The 18,758-nt window shown below is 45.6% G+C and carries 28 protein-coding genes; all 28 read right to left on the bottom strand.

The annotated features are described in order from the left end of the window. Positions 1-24: 24 nt before the first annotated feature. The 28 genes from rpmD to ilvB all read right to left on the bottom strand — a co-directional run bounded on the left by rpmD (position 25) and on the right by ilvB (position 18,533). Entirely contained in the window at positions 25-207 is a 183-nt protein-coding gene (gene rpmD / locus DHX103_RS08455; RefSeq protein WP_422121867.1) for a 50S ribosomal protein L30, read from the bottom strand. A gap of 14 nt (positions 208-221) precedes the next feature. Continuing rightward, on the bottom strand, positions 222-722 hold the full coding sequence (gene rpsE, locus DHX103_RS08450) for a 30S ribosomal protein S5 (RefSeq protein ID WP_422121866.1): 501 nt from the start codon (positions 720-722) through the stop codon (positions 222-224). Positions 723-742: 20 nt separating this feature from the next. Then, positions 743-1,105: a 50S ribosomal protein L18 gene (rplR, locus tag DHX103_RS08445; protein ID WP_422121865.1), complete on the bottom strand. Its 363-nt coding sequence runs from the start codon at positions 1,103-1,105 to the stop codon at positions 743-745. A gap of 33 nt (positions 1,106-1,138) precedes the next feature. After that, positions 1,139-1,678 carry a 50S ribosomal protein L6 gene (gene rplF / locus DHX103_RS08440; protein WP_422121864.1) on the bottom strand — a complete coding sequence of 180 codons (540 nt, stop codon included), beginning with the start codon at positions 1,676-1,678 and terminating at the stop codon, positions 1,139-1,141. A gap of 30 nt (positions 1,679-1,708) precedes the next feature. Continuing rightward, positions 1,709-2,107 (bottom strand): 30S ribosomal protein S8, encoded by a 399-nt coding sequence (gene rpsH / locus DHX103_RS08435; RefSeq protein WP_422121863.1) that lies wholly within the window; start codon positions 2,105-2,107, stop codon positions 1,709-1,711. Between the two features lie 29 nt (positions 2,108-2,136). Beyond that, the gene (gene rpsN, locus DHX103_RS08430; protein ID WP_006828941.1) at positions 2,137-2,322 is read right to left on the bottom strand and encodes a 30S ribosomal protein S14; all 186 of its coding nucleotides are present in this window, start codon (positions 2,320-2,322) and stop codon (positions 2,137-2,139) included. Between the two features lie 19 nt (positions 2,323-2,341). Then, positions 2,342-2,881 (bottom strand): 50S ribosomal protein L5, encoded by a 540-nt coding sequence (gene rplE / locus DHX103_RS08425; protein WP_144841133.1) that lies wholly within the window; start codon positions 2,879-2,881, stop codon positions 2,342-2,344. A 27-nt stretch (positions 2,882-2,908) separates the two neighbouring features. After that, complete coding sequence (gene rplX, locus DHX103_RS08420) at positions 2,909-3,220, bottom strand: 50S ribosomal protein L24 (RefSeq protein ID WP_422121862.1); 312 nt, start codon at positions 3,218-3,220, stop codon at positions 2,909-2,911. Between the two features lie 35 nt (positions 3,221-3,255). Further along, the gene (gene rplN, locus DHX103_RS08415) at positions 3,256-3,624 is read right to left on the bottom strand and encodes a 50S ribosomal protein L14 (protein ID WP_033542790.1); all 369 of its coding nucleotides are present in this window, start codon (positions 3,622-3,624) and stop codon (positions 3,256-3,258) included. A gap of 47 nt (positions 3,625-3,671) precedes the next feature. After that, positions 3,672-3,935 (bottom strand): 30S ribosomal protein S17, encoded by a 264-nt coding sequence (rpsQ, locus tag DHX103_RS08410; RefSeq protein ID WP_112224768.1) that lies wholly within the window; start codon positions 3,933-3,935, stop codon positions 3,672-3,674. Positions 3,936-3,959: 24 nt separating this feature from the next. Then, positions 3,960-4,160 carry a 50S ribosomal protein L29 gene (gene rpmC / locus DHX103_RS08405; protein WP_006828936.1) on the bottom strand — a complete coding sequence of 67 codons (201 nt, stop codon included), beginning with the start codon at positions 4,158-4,160 and terminating at the stop codon, positions 3,960-3,962. Then, the gene (gene rplP / locus DHX103_RS08400; protein WP_422121861.1) at positions 4,150-4,584 is read right to left on the bottom strand and encodes a 50S ribosomal protein L16; all 435 of its coding nucleotides are present in this window, start codon (positions 4,582-4,584) and stop codon (positions 4,150-4,152) included. The genes rpmC and rplP overlap by 11 nt, the downstream gene beginning before the upstream one ends. Before the next feature lies 1 nt (position 4,585). After that, positions 4,586-5,242 (bottom strand): 30S ribosomal protein S3, encoded by a 657-nt coding sequence (gene rpsC, locus DHX103_RS08395; protein ID WP_422121860.1) that lies wholly within the window; start codon positions 5,240-5,242, stop codon positions 4,586-4,588. Positions 5,243-5,245: 3 nt separating this feature from the next. Then, a complete protein-coding gene (rplV, locus tag DHX103_RS08390; RefSeq protein WP_210018811.1) occupies positions 5,246-5,587 on the bottom strand; it encodes a 50S ribosomal protein L22 in 342 nt (113 codons plus the stop codon). Between the two features lie 19 nt (positions 5,588-5,606). Beyond that, a complete protein-coding gene (gene rpsS / locus DHX103_RS08385; protein WP_422121859.1) occupies positions 5,607-5,885 on the bottom strand; it encodes a 30S ribosomal protein S19 in 279 nt (92 codons plus the stop codon). Between the two features lie 60 nt (positions 5,886-5,945). After that, a complete protein-coding gene (gene rplB, locus DHX103_RS08380; protein WP_422121858.1) occupies positions 5,946-6,776 on the bottom strand; it encodes a 50S ribosomal protein L2 in 831 nt (276 codons plus the stop codon). A 47-nt stretch (positions 6,777-6,823) separates the two neighbouring features. Beyond that, positions 6,824-7,108 (bottom strand): 50S ribosomal protein L23, encoded by a 285-nt coding sequence (gene rplW / locus DHX103_RS08375; RefSeq protein WP_071152061.1) that lies wholly within the window; start codon positions 7,106-7,108, stop codon positions 6,824-6,826. Beyond that, positions 7,108-7,731, bottom strand: a complete 624-nt coding sequence (gene rplD / locus DHX103_RS08370) for a 50S ribosomal protein L4 (RefSeq protein WP_422121857.1) — start codon at positions 7,729-7,731, stop codon at positions 7,108-7,110. The genes rplW and rplD overlap by 1 nt, the downstream gene beginning before the upstream one ends. A gap of 29 nt (positions 7,732-7,760) precedes the next feature. Further along, complete coding sequence (gene rplC, locus DHX103_RS08365; protein ID WP_422121856.1) at positions 7,761-8,390, bottom strand: 50S ribosomal protein L3; 630 nt, start codon at positions 8,388-8,390, stop codon at positions 7,761-7,763. A gap of 45 nt (positions 8,391-8,435) precedes the next feature. Further along, positions 8,436-8,744 (bottom strand): 30S ribosomal protein S10, encoded by a 309-nt coding sequence (gene rpsJ, locus DHX103_RS08360; protein ID WP_071152064.1) that lies wholly within the window; start codon positions 8,742-8,744, stop codon positions 8,436-8,438. Between the two features lie 254 nt (positions 8,745-8,998). After that, entirely contained in the window at positions 8,999-10,318 is a 1,320-nt protein-coding gene (locus DHX103_RS08355) for a Na+/H+ antiporter family protein (protein WP_422121855.1), read from the bottom strand. 201 nt (positions 10,319-10,519) lie between these two features. Continuing rightward, positions 10,520-11,110, bottom strand: a complete 591-nt coding sequence (gene leuD, locus DHX103_RS08350; RefSeq protein WP_422121854.1) for a 3-isopropylmalate dehydratase small subunit — start codon at positions 11,108-11,110, stop codon at positions 10,520-10,522. A gap of 25 nt (positions 11,111-11,135) precedes the next feature. Further along, positions 11,136-12,554 (bottom strand): 3-isopropylmalate dehydratase large subunit, encoded by a 1,419-nt coding sequence (gene leuC / locus DHX103_RS08345; protein WP_422121853.1) that lies wholly within the window; start codon positions 12,552-12,554, stop codon positions 11,136-11,138. A gap of 18 nt (positions 12,555-12,572) precedes the next feature. Next, positions 12,573-13,673, bottom strand: coding sequence for a 3-isopropylmalate dehydrogenase (gene leuB, locus DHX103_RS08340; RefSeq protein ID WP_422121852.1), 1,101 nt, complete (start codon positions 13,671-13,673; stop codon positions 12,573-12,575). Between the two features lie 31 nt (positions 13,674-13,704). Continuing rightward, a complete protein-coding gene (locus DHX103_RS08335) occupies positions 13,705-15,246 on the bottom strand; it encodes a 2-isopropylmalate synthase (protein ID WP_422121851.1) in 1,542 nt (513 codons plus the stop codon). Beyond that, positions 15,233-16,267: a ketol-acid reductoisomerase gene (gene ilvC / locus DHX103_RS08330; protein ID WP_422121850.1), complete on the bottom strand. Its 1,035-nt coding sequence runs from the start codon at positions 16,265-16,267 to the stop codon at positions 15,233-15,235. Before ilvC ends, DHX103_RS08335 begins: the two co-directional genes overlap by 14 nt. A gap of 29 nt (positions 16,268-16,296) precedes the next feature. Next, positions 16,297-16,809 carry an acetolactate synthase small subunit gene (gene ilvN, locus DHX103_RS08325; protein WP_422121849.1) on the bottom strand — a complete coding sequence of 171 codons (513 nt, stop codon included), beginning with the start codon at positions 16,807-16,809 and terminating at the stop codon, positions 16,297-16,299. Next, positions 16,806-18,533: a biosynthetic-type acetolactate synthase large subunit gene (gene ilvB / locus DHX103_RS08320; RefSeq protein WP_422121848.1), complete on the bottom strand. Its 1,728-nt coding sequence runs from the start codon at positions 18,531-18,533 to the stop codon at positions 16,806-16,808. Before ilvB ends, ilvN begins: the two co-directional genes overlap by 4 nt. Positions 18,534-18,758: the final 225 nt, after the last annotated feature.

Genomic DNA, 18,758 nt, shown 5'->3' with positions numbered 1-18,758 from the left:
ACCTCCTTCTATAGAAATCAGGGATTAAACTTCTTTAATAGTTACTAAGTGAGCCACTTTGACAAGCATACCGCGAATAGCGGCATTGTCCTGGTGCTCAACTGTTTGATGCATTTTGCGTAAACCCAATGACTGAACAGTTTTGCGTTGTGTCGGTTTAGCACCGATCACTGATTTTGTGAGGGTAACTTCTAGTTTAGTAGCCATGTATTTTCCCTCCCCTAGTTGAATAGCTCTTCTGTAGTTTTACCGCGAAGTTTTGCAACTTCATCAGCACTTTTCAGTTGAGTTAATCCGTTAATAGTTGCACGTACCATGTTGATTGGTGTGCTTGAACCCAGAGATTTAGATAAAATATCTTGTACTCCAGCTAATTCAAGTACCGCACGAACAGGTCCGCCGGCAATTACACCAGTACCTGGTGAAGCAGGTTTGATAAGGATTTGGCCTGCGCCAAAACGCCCTGTTACTAAGTGTGGAGTTGTACCTTTAACCATAGGTACTTCAATCAGGTTTTTCTTTGCATCTTCAATAGCTTTACGGATTGCATCTGGAACTTCTTGTGCTTTCCCAGTACCAAAACCGACATTACCATTTTTGTCGCCTACAACAACTAATGCGGAGAAACGGAAACGACGTCCACCTTTTACAACTTTCGCTACGCGGTTAATCGTAACTACGCGTTCTTCAAGTTCAAGTTTGTTTGGATCAATACGAAGCATGAAATGTGTCCCTCCTTCTTTTAGAATTCTAATCCATTTTCACGTGCTGCTTCTGCTAGAGCTTTGACACGTCCGTGATATAAATAACCACCGCGGTCGAAGACAACTGACTTCAAACCTTTTTCAGTAGCTTTTTTAGCAATCGCTTCGCCGACTTTAGATGCTGCATCCACGTTGCCAGTTACATCTCCGGAAAAATCTGTATCCATTGATGAAGCACTTGCAAGTGTTACACCATTTGTATCGTCGATCAATTGAGCGTAAATGTATTTATTTGAACGGAATACGTTTAAACGCGGGCGTTCTGTTGTACCCGTAATTTTTGAACGTACGCGTGCATGACGTTTTTTACGAGATGCATTTTTATCGAGTTTCGTAATCACTGAGGTCACTCCTTTCAGCCTGCCTAAGCAGCATTATTTACCTGTTTTACCTTCTTTGCGACGAACTTTTTCGCCTTCGTAACGAATCCCTTTGCCTTTATACGGCTCTGGTGGACGCGTAGCGCGGATGTTTGAAGCAAGAGCTCCAACACGTTCTTTGTTGATGCCTTTTACGATGACTTTCGTATTTCCTGGGACTTCAACTTCAACGCCCTCTTCCGGAGTAAATTCAACCGGGTGAGAGTAACCAACGTTAAGAACCAGCTTTTTGCCTTGCAATTGAGCACGGTACCCGACACCCACTAATTCAAGCGTACGCTCGAATCCTTGTGAAACGCCTGTAACCATGTTCGCCAGCAATGCACGGCTTGTTCCGTGGTTTGTGCGGTGATCTTTAGAATCAGAAGGGCGTGTCAAAGTTAACACGTTATCTTCTAGAGAAATAGTAATATCTTTGTTAAATGTGCGAGACAACTCGCCTTTAGGACCTTTAACTGTTACTTCATTTTTGTCGCCAAAAGTGATTGTAACGTCAGTTGGTACCTCGATTGGTTTTTTACCTACACGTGACATTCTATTGCACCTCCATTCGTTTGTTGCTTATTACCAAACGTATGCTAATATTTCTCCGCCGATTTGTTTCGCGCGGGCTTCTTTATCTGTTACCAAACCTTGTGATGTCGATACTAAAGCGATTCCTAAACCGTTAAGTACACGCGGCACCTCATCAGTTTTAGCGTAAACACGCAGTCCTGGTTTTGAAATACGTTTCAATCCAGTAATAACGCGTTCGTTGTTCGATCCGTATTTCAAGAAAATCCGGATCATGCCTTGCTTGTCATCTTCAACATATTCTACGTCACGAACGAAACCTTCACGCTTAAGAATCTCAGCGATGTCTTTTTTCACATTAGAAGCCGGAAGCTCTAATTTCTCGTGACGAACCATGTTCGCATTACGAATGCGAGTCAGCATATCTGCAATCGGATCAGTCATTGTCATTACATTTACCTCCTTCCCAAATTAGGGGATTACCAGCTGGCTTTTTTGACGCCAGGAATTTGTCCCACATATGCAAGTTCACGGAAACAAATACGGCAAAGTTTAAATTTGCGTAATACTGAATGCGGTCGTCCGCATCGTTCACAGCGTGTATATTCTTGTACTTTAAACTTTGGCGTGCGTTTTTGTTTTGCGATCATAGATTTTTTAGCCACGTTTACGCCTCCCTCACGTTTACTTTTGGAACGGCATTCCGAATTGTGTCAATAACTCACGAGCTTCTTCATCAGAGTTCGCAGTTGTTACAATTACGATGTCCATCCCGCGTACTTTCGAAACTTTATCATAATCGATTTCAGGGAAGATCAATTGTTCTTTCACGCCAAGTGTGTAGTTACCGCGGCCGTCGAATGATTTATTCGATACCCCACGGAAGTCACGAACACGTGGAAGAGAGATAGCAATTAATTTATCCAGGAAGTCATACATACGCTCTCCGCGCAGTGTAACTTTACATCCGATTGGCATACCTTCACGAAGACGGAAGCCAGCGATAGATTTCTTAGCTTTGGTGATTACTGGTTTTTGGCCAGCAAGTGTTTGCAATTCTTCAACAGCTGAATCAAGTGATTTCGTGTTTTGAACTGCTTCGCCGACACCCATGTTGATAACGATTTTATCAACTTGTGGAGCCTGCATAACTGATTTATATTCAAACTTGCTCACTAGAGCAGGAGTGATTTCATTCACATATTTTTCTTTTAGGCGGTTCATGTGTATACCTCCCTTCATTCAAGAGTTTTAGTTGTCTAACTTTTCACCGGATTTTTTTGCAACACGAACTTTTTTACCATCTTCAACCTTGTATCCAACGCGAGTCGGTTCACCTGATTTAGGATCAAGCAGCATTACGTTTGAAACGTGGATCGCTGCTTCCTGGCTGACAATTCCGCCTTGCGGGCTTGCCTGGTTCGGTTTTGTGTGTTTTTTAATGATATTAATACCTTCAACAAGCACACGGTCTTTTTTAGGTATAGCAGTCAAAACAACGCCTGTTTTGCCTTTGTCTTTGCCTGAGATTACCTTAACTTTATCACCTTTTTTAACATGCATTCTGTCGCACCTCCTTGGTATGGCACATTGATTTATTAAAGAACTTCAGGAGCAAGTGAAACGATTTTCATGAAGTTGTTGTCACGAAGTTCACGTGCAACCGGTCCGAAAATACGAGTTCCGCGTGGACCTTTGTCGTCACGGATAATGACGCATGCGTTCTCATCAAATTTGATATAAGTACCGTCTTTACGGCGAGCCCCGCTTTTCGTGCGAACGATAACAGCCTTTACGACTTCACCCTTCTTAACAACGCCACCTGGTGTTGCTTTTTTCACGGTACAAACGATTACGTCACCGATGTTTGCTGTCTTGCGACCAGAACCACCAAGTACTTTAATCGTTAGTACTTCACGAGCACCCGAGTTGTCTGCAACTTTTAAACGACTTTCCTGTTGGATCACTTAGGTAACCTCCCTTCGGAATTTCTTAAGTTCCGAAATTATTTAAATTAAATGATAACCGCTTTTTCTACGACTTCCAATAAACGGAAGCGTTTAGTAGCTGATAGCGGGCGAGTTTCCATGATGCGAACTACATCGCCAATTTTGGCTTCGTTTTGCTCGTCATGCGCCTTATATTTCTTCGAGTATTTTACACGTTTGCCGTAAAATGCATGCTTCTTTTGAGTTTCAACCATTACTGTAACGGTTTTGTCCATTTTGTCAGACACAACACGGCCTGTGTATACTTTGCGTTGATTACGCTCAGTCATACTAGCAAACCTCCTCTCGATTTATCAGTTGTTTCCACTGAGTACTCTTTCGTGAATCACAGTTTTCATACGGGCAATCGCTTTACGTACTTCGCGGATGCGAGCAGTATTTTCTAATTGACCAGTAGCCAATTGGAAGCGAAGGTTGAAAAGCTCTTCTTTCAGTGATTTCACTTTTTGTTCGATTTCAGCAGTGGTAAGGTCACGGATTTCATTAGCTTTCATTCGATTCACCACCAATTTCTTCACGTTTTATGAACTTTGTTCTTACCGGAAGTTTGTGAGATGCAAGGCGCAATGCTTCGCGTGCCACTTCTTCAGATACGCCACCAAGTTCAAACATTATTTTACCAGTTTTTACTACAGCTACCCAGCCTTCAGGTGAACCTTTACCAGAACCCATACGAACCTCTAGAGGCTTTTTCGTGTATGGTTTATGCGGGAAAATTTTGATCCATACTTTACCGCCACGTTTCATGTAACGTGTCATTGCAATACGAGCAGCTTCGATTTGACGGTTAGTGATCCAAGATGATTCCAGTGCTTGAAGACCAAATTCGCCGAATGCGATTTCTTTGCCGCCTTTAGCTTCACCGCGCATCTTGCCTCGGTGCTCACGACGATATTTAACGCGTTTAGGCAATAACATATTATTTGCCTCCTTCCTCAGATTTCTTCTTAGTTGGAAGGACTTCACCGCGGTAGATCCATACTTTTACGCCAAGTTTGCCGTAAGTTGTGTCAGCTTCAGCGTGTGCATAATCGATGTCAGCACGAAGCGTATGGAGCGGAACAGTACCTTCACTGTAGTGTTCAGCACGCGCTATGTCAGCGCCGCCTAGACGTCCAGATACTTGAGTTTTGATCCCTTTAGCGCCAGAACGCATAGTGCGCTGGATTGCTTGTTTTTGTGCACGACGGAAAGACACACGACTTTCCAATTGACGTGCAACACTTTCAGCAACTAGTCTCGCATCAAGGTCAGCTCTCTTAATTTCAATAATGTTGATGTGTACACGCTTGCCAGTCATTGTATTAAGCTGCTTGCGAAGTACTTCTACTTCAGAACCACCTTTACCGATTACCATACCTGGTTTCGCAGTGTGAATTGTTACGTTTACACGATTTGCAGCGCGTTCAATTTCGATTTTGGAAACTGAAGCTTCTTTCAAACGTGCTTCGATATATTCACGGATTTTAATATCTTCGTGAAGAAGTGTCGCATAGTCTTTCTCAGCGTACCATTTTGACTCCCAGTCACGAATGATGCCGATACGCATACCTATTGGATGTATTTTTTGTCCCACGAATTATCCCTCCTTCTTCTCAGATACCACTAGTGTAATGTGGCTAGTGCGTTTGTTGATTGCGCTTGCGCGTCCCATTGCTCTTGGACGGAAACGTTTCAATGTCGGTCCTTCGTCAACGAATACTTCACTGACAAACAAGTTGTTCAGATCCATTTCGTAATTGTGTTCAGCGTTAGCTGCTGCAGATTTTAACAACTTCTCAACAACGATCGATGATGATTTTTGAGTGTGCTGTAAAATCGCAACGGCTTCGCCAATTTGCTTGCCTCGGATTAAATCTACTACTAAACGGACTTTACGAGGAGCAATACGTACTGTTCTAGCGACAGCTTTTGCTTGCATGGGGAAATCCTCCTCTCAATTAACGTCTTGTTTTCTTATCGTCTGCACCATGACTAGCGTATTTGCGTGTTGGAGCAAATTCTCCTAGTTTATGGCCGACCATATCTTCAGTCACGTAAACAGGAATGTGTTTGTGACCATCATATACTGCGATTGTTTGTCCGATGAATGTCGGGAAAATTGTAGAACGGCGAGACCAAGTTTTGATCACTTGTTTTTTCTCAGAGTCCTTTTGTGCTTCAACTTTTTTCAAAAGATGATCATCAGCAAAAGGTCCTTTTTTCAAGCTGCGGCCCATTTGGGATCCTCCCTTCGTGATTGCACCACGGTTCTTTCAGCGAACCGTAGCGTAATCAAATTATTTTTTACGACGACGCACGATAAATTTATCGGATTTGTTCGTTTTCTTACGTGTTTTGTATCCAAGAGTTGGTTTGCCCCATGGAGACATTGGTGACTTACGTCCGATTGGCGAACGTCCTTCACCACCACCGTGTGGGTGATCGTTAGGGTTCATTACAGATCCGCGGACTGTTGGGCGATTGCCCTTCCAGCGGTTACGTCCTGCTTTACCAATGTTGATCAATTCGTGCTGTTCATTTCCTACTGAACCAATAGTTGCGCGGCAAGTAGCAAGGATCATACGAACTTCGCCTGATTGCAAACGAACTGTTACGTATTTGCCTTCTTTACCCAAAACCTGAGCTGAAGTTCCTGCAGAACGAACTAGTTGTCCGCCGCCGCCTGGCTTCATTTCAATGTTATGGATTGTAGAACCCATTGGGATGCTTGACAACGCCATAGCGTTACCTGGTTTGAAATCCGCTTCAGGGCCTGACATAAGTTGAGTTCCAACGACTACTCCTTTAGGAGCAAGGATGTAACGTTTTTCTCCGTCAGCGTAATGGATCAACGCGATGTTAGCCGAACGGTTCGGATCGTACTCGATTGTAGCAACGCGACCTGGAATGCCATCTTTGTTACGTTTGAAATCGATGACACGGTATTGGCGTTTATGTCCACCACCGTGATGGCGTACAGTTATTTTACCTTGGTTATTACGGCCGCCTTTGCGCTTAACTGGTCGTAAAAGCGATTTTTCAGGCTTGTTCGTTGTGATTTCAGCGAAATCCGAACTCGTCATATTACGACGACCGTTAGTGGTAGGTTTATATTTTCTAATCCCCACGTTGTTTCCCTCCTTCTTTGATTAGTTCTTAATCAGAACTCAGTCAATTAAATTTCAAACAATTCGATTTCTTTTGAGTCAGCAGTCAATTTCACAATTGCTTTACGGCGCTTGTTAGTATAACCTGCGTGCTTGCCCATGCGCTTGAATTTACCTTTGTAGTTCATGATGTTGACTTTCTCAACCTTCACGCCAAAGATTTCTTGAACCGCTTGTTTAACTTGTGTTTTGTTTGCGCGAGTGTCCACTTCAAAAGTGTACTTCTTATCTGCCATTACTTCAGAAGAACGCTCAGTAATGACCGGACGCTTTAGAATATCACGTGCTTCCATTAACTAAGCACCTCCTCAATTTTTTCGATTGCAGCTTTCGTCATTACAACTTTGTCATGTCCAAGAAGATCAAGAACATTGATGCCAGTTGCTGCGATTACTGTCATTCCTTGAATGTTGCGTGCAGACAATGCAAGATTTTCATTTACATCAGCTGTTACGAACAATACTTTTTTACCAAGTGAAAGATCAGCCTGTAATTGAAGGAAGCTCTTTGTTTTTGGTGCATCAAAAGTCAACCCTTCAAGTACCATCAAGTTTTCGCTTACTACTGTCGAAGACAAAGCAGAGCGCATTGCAAGACGACGTACTTTCTTAGGCAATTTATAGCTGTAGCTGCGTGGTGTTGGTCCGAAGACAACTCCACCTCCACGCCATTGTGGTGAACGGATCGAACCTTGACGGGCACGTCCAGTCCCTTTTTGGCGCCATGGCTTTTTACCACCACCGGCTACTTCAGAGCGGTTTTTTACTTTATGGTTACCTTGACGAAGTGAAGCGCGTTGAGCGATTACAGCGTCAAATAATACTGATTCATTTGGTTCGATACCGAATACATAATCGTTCAGCTCGATATCTCCAACTTGTGAACCTGTTTGATTTAATAAAGCTACTTTAGGCATTCCTGTTTCCTCCTTTCTTCAAAAGATAATTAGTTAGCTTTGATTGCTGTTTTAACGCGAATCAATGCTTTGCGAGATCCAGGAACATTACCTTTAATAAGAAGCAAGTTACGTTCAAGATCAACTTTCACGATGTGAAGGTTTTGAATCGTAATTGTCGTGCCACCCATTTGACCAGGTAATTTCTTCTGTTTGAATACACGGTTAGGAGCAACCGGACCCATCGAACCAGGACGACGGTGGTAGCGTGAACCGTGAGTCATTGGTCCGCGTGATTGTCCGTGGCGTTTAATAACACCCTGGAAACCTTTACCTTTTGTTGTTCCTGTTACATCTACTACATCGCCTTCTGCGAATACATCAACTTTGACTTCCTGACCAATCTCGTAATCAGCTAAGTTTACATTGCGAAGTTCGCGAATGAAGCGCTTAGGAGCAGTGTTAGCTTTTGCGACGTGTCCTTTAGAAGGTTTGTTGGAAAGCTTTTCGCGCTTATCTTCAAAACCTAGTTGGACTGCTTCATAGCCGTCAACCTCAACTGTTTTTTTCTGAAGCACTACGTTTGGAGCCGCTTCAATTACAGTTACAGGGATTAAATCACCGTTCTCAGCAAAAACTTGCGTCATACCGATTTTTCTACCTAAGATTCCTTTGGTCATTTGTCACACCTCCTGTGAATTTTGTGTTTTCTATTTCGTTACCGATTAAAGTTTAATTTCAATGTCAACGCCGGACGGTAAATCCAATTTCATCAATGCATCTACAGTTTGTGGTGTAGGATTGACGATATCGATCAGACGTTTATGTGTGCGCATTTCAAATTGCTCACGAGCATCTTTATAGATGTGGACTGAACGCAAGATCGTGTAGACAGATCTTTCAGTCGGCAACGGGATTGGACCCGAAACACTAGCACCTGAACGTTTTGCTGTTTCAACAATTTTCTCGGCAGACTGATCAAGAATTCTGTGATCATATGCTTTTAAACGGATACGAATTTTTTGTTTTGCCATTATTTTCCCTCCTTTTCGCCTATTTTTGATAGACATTCTCCACGAAAATTTTCCAATCACTCGCCATGGCAAAGCGGCCGGGTGTATCGGTAACCTCTCGCTTCATCGCAGTCAAAGACCAACATTCACCATTATACAAAATAAAAAAGAACTTCGCAAGTGTTTCCGCGAAATTCTTTTCAATTCGCTTTTATTAGTATAACAGGATTCAATTAATATTCAACACATCCGGCAATAGTCCGAAAATTCCTAGCTTAACCCAGCAGCATCACGGTAATCCAGCCGAAAATAACAAGCGGGATATTGTAATGGATGAAGGTAGGGACGACCGTATCCCAGATGTGATTGTGCTGGCCGTCGACGTTCAAGCCGGCGGTCGGCCCGAGCGTCGAGTCGGATGCCGGCGACCCCGCATCACCGAGTGCGCCTGCCGTGCCGACCAACGCGATGATGGCCATCGTTGAAAATCCAAACTCCATGCTGAGCGGAACAAAGATCGCTGCAATGATCGGGATCGTCGCAAACGAAGAGCCAATGCCCATCGTCACAAACAACCCGACGATCAGCATCATCAGCGCGGCGATTCCTTTATTACCCGCAAACAATTCAGAGACACTGTTCACCAGCGGTTCGACGTCTCCTGACGCCTGGATGACGGAAGCAAACCCGTTGGCCGTGATCATGACAAAGCCGATGAACGCCATCATGCGCATCCCTTCCGTCAGCACGTCGTCAGCTTCCCGCCATTTCATCGCGCCGAATACATACAGCACCATGATGCCGGCAAGCGCTCCGATAATCATCGAATCGGTTTCAATCTGCGCGTATAACGCTGCAGCAAGTGCGATTACCGTAACGATAATATCCTTGGTGGAAGCTTTTTTAGTTTGAGTTTCTTCTATAGAAGTAGCGATATGATAATCACGCGGTTTCCGGTAAGAGAAAAAGACCGCGATGATCAGGCCGACAGCAAGTCCTGCGACCGGCAGCGCCATTGCCCGTGGAATATCCGCCATATCGATCGGCAAGCCCGCGAGCTCCATCTGAGTCGCCAATATATCATGGAAGATCAACCCAAAGCCATACGGCAATAAAACATAGGGTGCAGTCAAACCAAAAGTTAAGACTGCCGCAATCAAACGGCGGTCTATCCGCAATTCATTCAATACATGAAGAATCGGCGGAATCAGCAGCGGGATAAACGCGATGTGAATCGGTATCACGTTTTGTGACAGGATGGCCATCGCGAGTAGAGCAAAGACGATCAATGCTTTTGCTAACCCTTCTCTGCTTGTCTCTCCGTCTTTATTCACAACCTTTAATACGCCTTGCACCAATAGTTCCGGTATTCCTGTGCGGGAGATTGCTACTGCAAATCCGCCGAGCATTGCATAACTGAGAGCGATAGTGGCTCCGTCTCCCAGACCATCCGTAAAGGCTGTGATCGTTGCCATGAACGACAAGCCACCCGCGAGTCCGCCGGCAAGCGCACCGATCAGCAAGGCAAACACCACATTCACCCGCAATAAACTTAAAATCAACATGACCAATACGGCCAAAATAACTGCATTCATAAATACATTCTCCTTTAGTTTGCTAAAGCGTTAAAGTGCACACTTTAAATTACCAAATCGCGAAATGCTTGTCAACAGCCTACTTCCGCTTTTCTTATAGACAAAAAAATCTAAAAATAAAGACCCTTTACGATTTACGTAAAGGGTCTCCTTATGAAAACAAGCTATTCTGACACCCATGGCCTGTTTTCCTCTATTCCATTAAATTTGCTGCTGTTTTTTCTCATAAGCTGCTATATAGGAATCATACTGGAACGTCAATGCGATTTCATCCCAGCCTTTCAGCAGCATTTCTTTCCAGTATGGATCAATATCAAATTCATAGCGTGTGCCATCCTGGCTCGTGACAGTTTGGTCCTCCAAATTGATGTCCAACTTAAATTCCTGACGTTGTGCCTTGTCAATCAACTCATTGATTTCCTGATCCTTTAAGCGGATTGGCAAAATGCCATTCTTCACACAGTTATTATAGAAGATGTCTGCATAGCTGGGAGCGATGACTACGCGAAAACCGTAATCTAAAATCGCCCACGGAGCATGTTCACGAGAGGAACCGCAGCCGAAATTTTCTTGGGCGACCAAAATTTCGGAGTCTTTGAATCGGGGGTCATTCAGAACAAAGTCTTCTATTGGTGTCCCATCAGCATGAAAGCGCCAATGATAAAATAAATACTTGCCGAATCCCGTCCGTTCAATACGCTTTAGAAACTCTTTTGAGATGATCTGGTCAGTATCTACGTTTTTGCGTTCGAGCGGAGTCAAAACGCTTGAGATTTTATTGATCGGTTTCATCGTTTGGCCTCCTCATTTCTGCCTGTCATGCTGATGGTACGGGCTCTTTCATGTAATTGCGGACATCAGTTAGATGGCCTTCAATCGCAGCCGCTGCTGCCATTACAGGGCTCACAAGATGCGTCATCGATCCCGCTCCCTGGCGGCCTTCGAAATTCCGGTTGGAAGTTGAAGCACAACGTTCACCGGCAGGCACCGAATCTTCATTCATCGCCAGGCACATGCTGCATCCTGTTTCGCGCCATTCGAATCCTGCTTCAAGAAATACCTGATCCAAACCTTCCTGCTCTGCTGCACGTTTTACCGTTTCAGATCCAGGAACGACAATGGCCGTTACGGATGGATGCACTTTTTTACCTTTGATGATTTCACTGGCTGAACGCAAATCGCCAAGACGGGCATTTGTACAAGAGCCGATAAAGACATGCTGAATGTCAATCGAAGAGAGTGGCGTTCCTTCTTCCAGATGCATATAAGTTAAAGCTTGCTGCAAAGCGTCTTTATCCGACTGCTTATCATAATCGGCAGCAGATGGGACGCGTTCTGCAATGCCTGAACCCATCGAAGGGTTGGTGCCCCATGTGACGAATGGAGAAATTTCATCTGCGTGAATCGTCACTGACGCGTCATACTGTGCGCCTTCGTCTGTTGCAAGAGCCAACCAACGAACAGCTTCTTTCTCAAACGCTTCGCCTTCGGGTACATTTCTGCGCCCTCTCAAGTATTCCACCGTCGTTCGATCAGGACTGATCAGCCCTGCGCGTGCACCGGCTTCAATCGACATATTGCATATGGTCATGCGTTCCTCCATCGATAACCCACGGATGGCTTCACCTGTATACTCCATAATATGACCAGTTCCCATATCGATGCCGAATTTTGAAATAATGGCCAGGATGACGTCTTTGGAAGAAACACCAAAGCCCAGCTTGCCGTCAATCCGCACTTCCATGGTTTTCGGCTTTGACTGCCACAGCGTTTGTGTAGAAAGAACATGCTCCACTTCACTGGTACCGATGCCGAACGCCAAAGCGCCGAATGCACCATGAGTGGAAGTGTGACTGTCGCCACAGACAATCGTCTTGCCCGGTTGCGTCAATCCGAGTTCCGGGCCGATGACGTGGACGATTCCCTGGTCGGGGTGGTTGATCCCCGCCAGCGGCACGCCGAATTCATCGCAGTTATCCTGCAACGTGCTGATTTGCTTGCGTGAAATCGGATCTTTGATCACCGACCGGTTTTTGGTCGGGACATTATGATCCATCGTGGCGAAGCATAGATCCGGACGCCGCACTTTCCGGCCATTCAGCCGCAGCCCTTCAAACGCCTGCGGGGAAGTCACTTCGTGCAATAAATGAAGATCGATATAAAGGAGATCCGGTTTCCCTTGTTCCTCAAAGACTATATGCTGTTCCCAAATTTTTTCAATAATCGTTTTTGGCATGTCACCTGCTCCTTTCACTCAGACGTATGAGAACATGATATGTTCGGATACCGATTCACGTTCCAATTCTTCGATCACTTTTGTAACAAAGCGGTCTGTCGATACGACTTTATTGCCGCAGGAAGACAAATCGCCGGTGCAATAGCCGTCATCCAAAACGCTCATGACTGCATCTTCGATGGCCGCCGCTTCCGAAAGCATGCCAAACGATTGTTTCAGCATCATCGCAGCTGACAGAATTGCAGCGGATGGATTGGCTTTGTTCTGACCGGCGATATCCGGCGCTGAGCCATGCACCGGTTCGTACAGGCCAAAGCCGTCTGACCGGATACTCGCTGAAGGCAGCATGCCCAATGATCCCGTGATCACGGAAGCTTCATCACTCAATATATCTCCAAACATATTTTCAGTGACGATGACGTCGAATGCACGCGGATCCGTGATCAGTTTCATCGCAGCCGTATCCACCAGCATATGCTCCACTTCCACATCCGGATATCCCTGCTTGCGCTCTTCCACTACCTGTCTCCAAAGTTTGCTCGTCTCCAATACATTCGCTTTATCGACAGAAGTGACTTTGCCCCGGCGGCTTCTGGCCATTCCAAAAGCCTGGTCGACAATGCGCTCGATTTCTTTTCTTGTGTAAACCAAAGTATCAACAGCCGATCCTTCCGAGCGCTGTTTCGGTTCCCCGAAATAAAGACCGCTCGTCAATTCCCGCACAATGACCAGATCCACTTGTTTCGCAATTTCTTCTTTTAATGGCGATGACCCAAGAAGTGACGGAACGGCTTTCACCGGCCGTACATTGGCGAACAAGTCAAAATGCTTCCGGATACCCAATAAACCCTTTTCCGGTCGCATATGCGACTCATTTTGATCCCATTTCGTGCCGCCGACAGCTCCAAGGAGGATGGCATCACTCGCTTCACACACATCAATCGTCTCCTGCGGCAGCGGGTTTGCAAATTTATCCACTGCCGCTCCTCCGATTGCCGCATGTTTCCAATGAAACGTGTGGCCATAACGCATGGCAATTGAATCCAATACCTTTACCGCCGCATTTGTAACTTCTGGTCCGATTCCGTCTCCTGGCAATACCGCTATTGTTTTTTCCATATTGTATTCCTCCTTGGTTGATTTAACTTCCTTATCCTGCGACAACTTCCACCTGATGCCCTTTTTTAACGATTTGACGATTTACGGCGTTCAGATAAGCCTTGGCTGTAGCTTCCAGAACATCTTGTGCCACGTCGCGCCCTGTAACCGGCTCTCCGTCGTAGCTCATATTGATAACAGCTTCGCCCAGTGCATCGCGTCCTTTGCCGATGGATGTTACCCGGTAATCCAGGATGTGTGCGTTCCCTTCGACCACACGTTCCAATGTGTTGAAAATCGCTTCCACCGATCCTGCGCCTGTTGCCGCTTCACTGATCAGCTCACCGTTCGGATGATACACCGATGCAGTGGCTGTCGGGATATTGGCCGTGCCGTACTGGACCTGTACGCTCACTAATTCATAAACCGGTGTATCTTTTTCATTGATCTGCTGATCTGTCAGCAATACGAACAAATCATCTTCCACTATCTCTTTCTTGCTGTCTGCCAATTTTTTAAATTCCGTGAAGGCTTTGTTCATTTTGTCGTCATCCAAATCAAAGCCCATTTTAATCGCACGATCTTTGAAGGCATGTCTGCCTGAATGTTTGCCGAGTACCAATTCCGTTTTCGCGTCTCCAATCAGTTCAGGTGTGATGATTTCATAGGTCAGCGGGTTCTTCAGCATGCCGTCCTGATGGATTCCAGATTCATGGGCGAAGGCATTTTTGCCGACCACCGCTTTATTCGGCTGGATGATGCTGCCGGTCAATTGGCTGACCAATTGGCTCGTGCGTTTGATCTCCTGAAGATTGATGCCGGTTTCAATGCCATATATTTGTTTGCGGATATGCAGGGCTACTGCAATCTCTTCGAGTGCCACATTTCCTGCACGTTCGCCGATGCCATTGATCGTTCCTTCAATTTGAGTCGCACCGTTTTCGATCGCCGCCAATGTATTGGCAGTCGCCATCCCGAGATCGTTGTGGCAATGCGCAGACAGTTTCACTTTTTCGATTCCTGGGACGTTTTCTGAGACATATTTAAACATTGCACCGTATTCCTGTGGAGTGGCATAGCCGACCGTATCCGGCAGGTTGATTGTTGTAGCACCTGCTTCAATCACTTTCCGGATAATGTGTACCAGAAATTCCGGGTCCGAACGGGAAGCGTCTTCTGCTGACCATTGGACCAGCGGGAAAAACTTCTTGGCGTAGCGGACAGATTCAACAGCTATGTCTACCACTTGATCGGGTGTTTTCAATAATTTATGCTCCATATGAATAGGCGAAGTTGCCAGGAAGATATGGATATGCGGCTGTTCCGCTCCTTTCAGAGCTTCCCACACCCGGTCAATATCCCCTTTCACCGAGCGCGCCAGCCCTGTGACGATCGAATTTTTCACTGTATTGCCGATGCGCTGCACAGCGTCGAAATCTCCTGGTGAAGCTGCTGGAAAACCCGCTTCAATGATCGTCGCTCCAAATCGTTCGAGTTGTCGGGCGATTTCAATTTTCTCAGCTGTATTTAAGTTGATCCCGGCCGACTGTTCCCCGTCCCGTAATGTCGTATCGAAAATATCAATTTGTGACATTGGCAACCACCTCTTTTTGTTTAGCTTTTTTGCCTTCATTAACGAATGGCATCATCGCACGCAACTCGCGGCCAACTTGTTCGATCTGATGAGATTCTTCTGCTTTTTCAATTGCTGTAAATTCCGGACGGTTTAATTGATTTTCAAGCAACCAGCCTTTGGCGAATTTTCCTGTTTGAATATCCGTAAGAACATCTTTCATGCGGGCTTTCGTATCTGCATCAACAATGCGTGGCCCGGAAACAAAATCTCCCCATTGAGCAGTGTCGGAAATTGAGTAGCGCATTCCTGACAAGCCACCTTCGTACATTAAGTCGACAATTAGTTTTAATTCGTGCATACATTCGAAATACGCAAGTTCCGGTTGGTATCCAGCTTCGACAAGTGTTTCGAACCCGGCTTTCACCAGTGAAGTTACCCCCCCACAAAGAACTGCCTGTTCTCCGAATAGATCCGTTTCTGTTTCTTCTTTGAATGTCGTTTCCAAAACCCCTGCACGAGTTGCTCCGATTCCTTTCGCATAAGCAAGCGCCACTTCCTTAGCTTGCCCTGAAACATCTTGATGGATGGCAATCAATCCAGGAACTCCGGCACCCGCCTCATATGTACGGCGCACAAGATGCCCCGGCCCTTTTGGAGCCACCAGGAATACATCGACGTCTTCAGGGGCGACAATTTGGTTAAAGTGAACATTAAAGCCGTGTGCGAAAACAAGTGATTTCCCAGCGGTTAATGAAGGTTTGATTTCTGCGTTGTAGATTTGCGTCTGTTTTTCATCCGGCACTAAGATCATGATCACGTCTGCGGCGTCTGCCGCTTCTTTTACAGTAGCCACTTTCATGCCGTCATTTTCGGCTTGGTCGAATGATTTGCCTGGCCGTACTCCAACCACTACATCAAAACCTGATTCAGTTAAGTTTTGAGCATGTGCATGGCCCTGAGAACCATAGCCGATCACCGCGATTGTCTTTCCTTTAAGTACCTGCTCGTTTACGTCTTGGTTATAATACATTTTTGCCATTTTTAATTTCCTCCTCGGGTTTGGGTTTTTTACAGAATGTTCAATTGCGGTGTTTGCACTTTTTGTGTTTCTCTGACAAAAGCGGATACCCCGGTTCGGGTCAGCTCTTTCACACCATAAGGCCGCATCAGATCAATAAACGCTTCAATTTTTTCCGGATCGCCTGTCACTTGGAATGTTGTTACATTTTTGCTCATATCGACGACTGTCGCCCGAAACGGTTCAACAATGCTAAGGATCTCGTTTCTGAGTGCTGGAGTGACAACTACTTTAATCAGTGCCAGCTCCCTCATCACCATCGCCTTATCGGTAATATCATTTACTTTGATGACGTCAATTTGCTTTTGCAGCTGCTTTAACAATTGTTCCAGCTTCTCTTTATCTTCTACATTGACCACAAATGTCATTTTCGACATGCCTGGCTGCTCGGTGTGGCCAACCGAAATGCTTTCGATGTTGAATTGCCGTTTCATCAGCAAGCCTGTCACGCGATTCAGCACACCGCTTTGGTTGATCACCGTTGTTGTAATAACTCGTTTCATTCGCCTTTCACTCCGATCATTTCATTCAAGCCCTTGCCAGGTGCAACCATTGGATACACAGATTCCAGCTGCACCACTCGGCAATCGATCAAGACTGGCTCGTCCGACTTAAATGCTTCTGCGAAAACCGCTTCTGCTTCTTCCATCGTTTCCACTTTATAGCCTTTGATGTCATAGGCTCCAGCCAACTTTACAAAATCAGGTTGAACAGGAATTAACGACTGGGAATAACGCCCTTCGTAGAATGTTTCCTGCCACTGCCTGACCATTCCTAAACTTTGATTGTTTAAGATGACCACCTTTACCGGAAGCCGCAGCTCCTGGAGCAAAGACAATTCCTGCAAGGTCATTTGAAAACCGGCATCTCCAACAATGGAGATGACCAGCTCGTCGGGTTTTGCCAATTGCGCACCAATAGCTGCAGGGAAACCGAAGCCCATTGTCCCCAGGCCACCTGATGTCACCCAATTATGCGGGTTGTTGAAACGATAATATTGAGCCGCCCACATCTGGTGCTGACCGACATCGGTTGTTACAACTGCATTGCCCTCAGTCAAGCGGTGAATCAACTCAACCGCTTGTTGTGGAAGAATGCCTTCGCGGCCTTTCACATGATACTGAAGTGGATATTCCCTCTTATCGCCCGACAGCTTCGCTAACCAATCAGCGGTATCCGGACTTTCAAACGATTGATTCAGCAATTGAAGCAGCGCTTCTTTGGCATCTGCTACAATCGGGATTGCCGTCGGAACGTTTTTGCCGATTTCTGCTGGATCGATGTCGATATGGATCACTTGGGCATTGGGTGCAAAGTGAGCGAGATTCCCAGTCAACCGGTCATCGAAGCGGGCACCGATGTTGAGGAGCACGTCACAATCACAAATTGCGGTATTTGCTGTATAGGTCCCGTGCATCCCAGCCATTCCAAGAAACAGTTCGTGTTCGCCAGCGATGCTGCCTAATCCCAACAGTGTATTGGTGATTGGAATTTGGTGCTTTTCCGAAAAAGCTTTCAGCTCATCTGTCGCTTTAGCAGCAAGTATTCCTGCTCCCGCTAAGATCAATGGCTTTTTCGCCTGTGATAACAGTTGGGCAGCTTTTTGAACCTGCAGGAAATTCGGAATTGATGTTGGCTGATAACCCGGCAAATGTACTGCCCCTTCTTCTTTATTGGATAAGAATAATTCAGTTGCAATGTTTTTCGGTATGTCGACCAGAACCGGTCCCGGACGTCCGGTAGAGGCGATATAGAAGGCCTCTTTTATGATTCTTGGCAAATCTGCCACTTTTTTCACTTGATAATTATGTTTCGTAATCGGTTGAGTGATGCCGATGATATCCGCTTCCTGGAAAGCGTCAGTTCCGATTACCGAAGTTGCCACCTGCCCTGTAAAGATGACCAGCGGCAAGGAATCCAGCATGGCATCCGCTATTCCCGTCACTAAATTTGTCGCACCAGGACCAGATGTAGCAAGCACAACCCCGGTTTTACCGGATACTCTTGCATATCCCTCTGCGGCATGGATAGCACCTTGCTCATGCCTGGCCAATATGTGGCGTATTGGATTTTTATGCAAGGCATCATAAATTGGCAGCACCGCGCCTCCTGGATATCCAAAAATGATTTCTACACCTTGGCTTTTCAAAGATTGAATCAGTACGTCTGCCCCACTGCCTGTTATCTCTTGTTTAACTTCTTCTCTAACCTGTACGATTACTCCCAATCCTTCCGCCTCCTTTTCTCAGTCTCTTGTGGAATAAAAACAAAAAAGCTTTTCCATCCCTACACAAAGAAACACGTCCTTCGCATAGGGATGAAAAAGCTTCATGGTACCACCCTAGTTCACTGCGCAAGCGCAGCCTCATGGACAAGCAATGCTTATCCGTTGTTAACGATGCCTTCTAAATTACAAGTCACCGGGACTACCTAAACAGCCGCAGCTTTTCAG

The sequence above is a fragment of the Planococcus daihaiensis genome, from assembly GCF_049262615.1.
Lineage (GTDB): Bacteria > Bacillota > Bacilli > Bacillales_A > Planococcaceae > Planococcus.
The sequence above is the reverse complement of the archived record's forward strand: the minus strand, read 5'-3'. Positions and strand labels throughout refer to the sequence as shown.

Excerpts from the sequence above, each read along its gene's own strand:
- rpmD (WP_422121867.1), bottom strand. The coding sequence starts at position 207 with ATGGCTACTAAACTAGAAGTTACCCTCACAAAATCAGTGATCGGTGCT.
- rpsE (WP_422121866.1), bottom strand. The coding sequence starts at position 722 with ATGCTTCGTATTGATCCAAACAAACTTGAACTTGAAGAACGCGTAGTT.
- rplF (WP_422121864.1), bottom strand. The coding sequence starts at position 1,678 with ATGTCACGTGTAGGTAAAAAACCAATCGAGGTACCAACTGACGTTACA.
- rpsH (WP_422121863.1), bottom strand. The coding sequence starts at position 2,107 with ATGACAATGACTGATCCGATTGCAGATATGCTGACTCGCATTCGTAAT.
- rplE (WP_144841133.1), bottom strand. The coding sequence starts at position 2,881 with ATGAACCGCCTAAAAGAAAAATATGTGAATGAAATCACTCCTGCTCTA.
- rplX (WP_422121862.1), bottom strand. The coding sequence starts at position 3,220 with ATGCATGTTAAAAAAGGTGATAAAGTTAAGGTAATCTCAGGCAAAGAC.
- rpsQ (WP_112224768.1), bottom strand. The coding sequence starts at position 3,935 with ATGACTGAGCGTAATCAACGCAAAGTATACACAGGCCGTGTTGTGTCT.
- rpmC (WP_006828936.1), bottom strand. The coding sequence starts at position 4,160 with ATGAAAGCTAATGAAATCCGTGACCTTACCACTGCTGAAATCGAACAA.
- rplP (WP_422121861.1), bottom strand. The coding sequence starts at position 4,584 with ATGTTATTGCCTAAACGCGTTAAATATCGTCGTGAGCACCGAGGCAAG.
- rplV (WP_210018811.1), bottom strand. The coding sequence starts at position 5,587 with ATGCAAGCAAAAGCTGTCGCTAGAACAGTACGTATTGCTCCTCGTAAA.
- rpsS (WP_422121859.1), bottom strand. The coding sequence starts at position 5,885 with ATGGGCCGCAGCTTGAAAAAAGGACCTTTTGCTGATGATCATCTTTTG.
- rplW (WP_071152061.1), bottom strand. The coding sequence starts at position 7,108 with ATGGAAGCACGTGATATTCTAAAGCGTCCGGTCATTACTGAGCGTTCT.
- rplD (WP_422121857.1), bottom strand. The coding sequence starts at position 7,731 with ATGCCTAAAGTAGCTTTATTAAATCAAACAGGTTCACAAGTTGGAGAT.
- rplC (WP_422121856.1), bottom strand. The coding sequence starts at position 8,390 with ATGACCAAAGGAATCTTAGGTAGAAAAATCGGTATGACGCAAGTTTTT.
- rpsJ (WP_071152064.1), bottom strand. The coding sequence starts at position 8,744 with ATGGCAAAACAAAAAATTCGTATCCGTTTAAAAGCATATGATCACAGA.
- DHX103_RS08355 (WP_422121855.1), bottom strand. The coding sequence starts at position 10,318 with ATGAATGCAGTTATTTTGGCCGTATTGGTCATGTTGATTTTAAGTTTA.
- leuD (WP_422121854.1), bottom strand. The coding sequence starts at position 11,110 with ATGAAACCGATCAATAAAATCTCAAGCGTTTTGACTCCGCTCGAACGC.
- leuC (WP_422121853.1), bottom strand. The coding sequence starts at position 12,554 with ATGCCAAAAACGATTATTGAAAAAATTTGGGAACAGCATATAGTCTTT.
- leuB (WP_422121852.1), bottom strand. The coding sequence starts at position 13,673 with ATGGAAAAAACAATAGCGGTATTGCCAGGAGACGGAATCGGACCAGAA.
- DHX103_RS08335 (WP_422121851.1), bottom strand. The coding sequence starts at position 15,246 with ATGTCACAAATTGATATTTTCGATACGACATTACGGGACGGGGAACAG.
- ilvC (WP_422121850.1), bottom strand. The coding sequence starts at position 16,267 with ATGGCAAAAATGTATTATAACCAAGACGTAAACGAGCAGGTACTTAAA.
- ilvN (WP_422121849.1), bottom strand. The coding sequence starts at position 16,809 with ATGAAACGAGTTATTACAACAACGGTGATCAACCAAAGCGGTGTGCTG.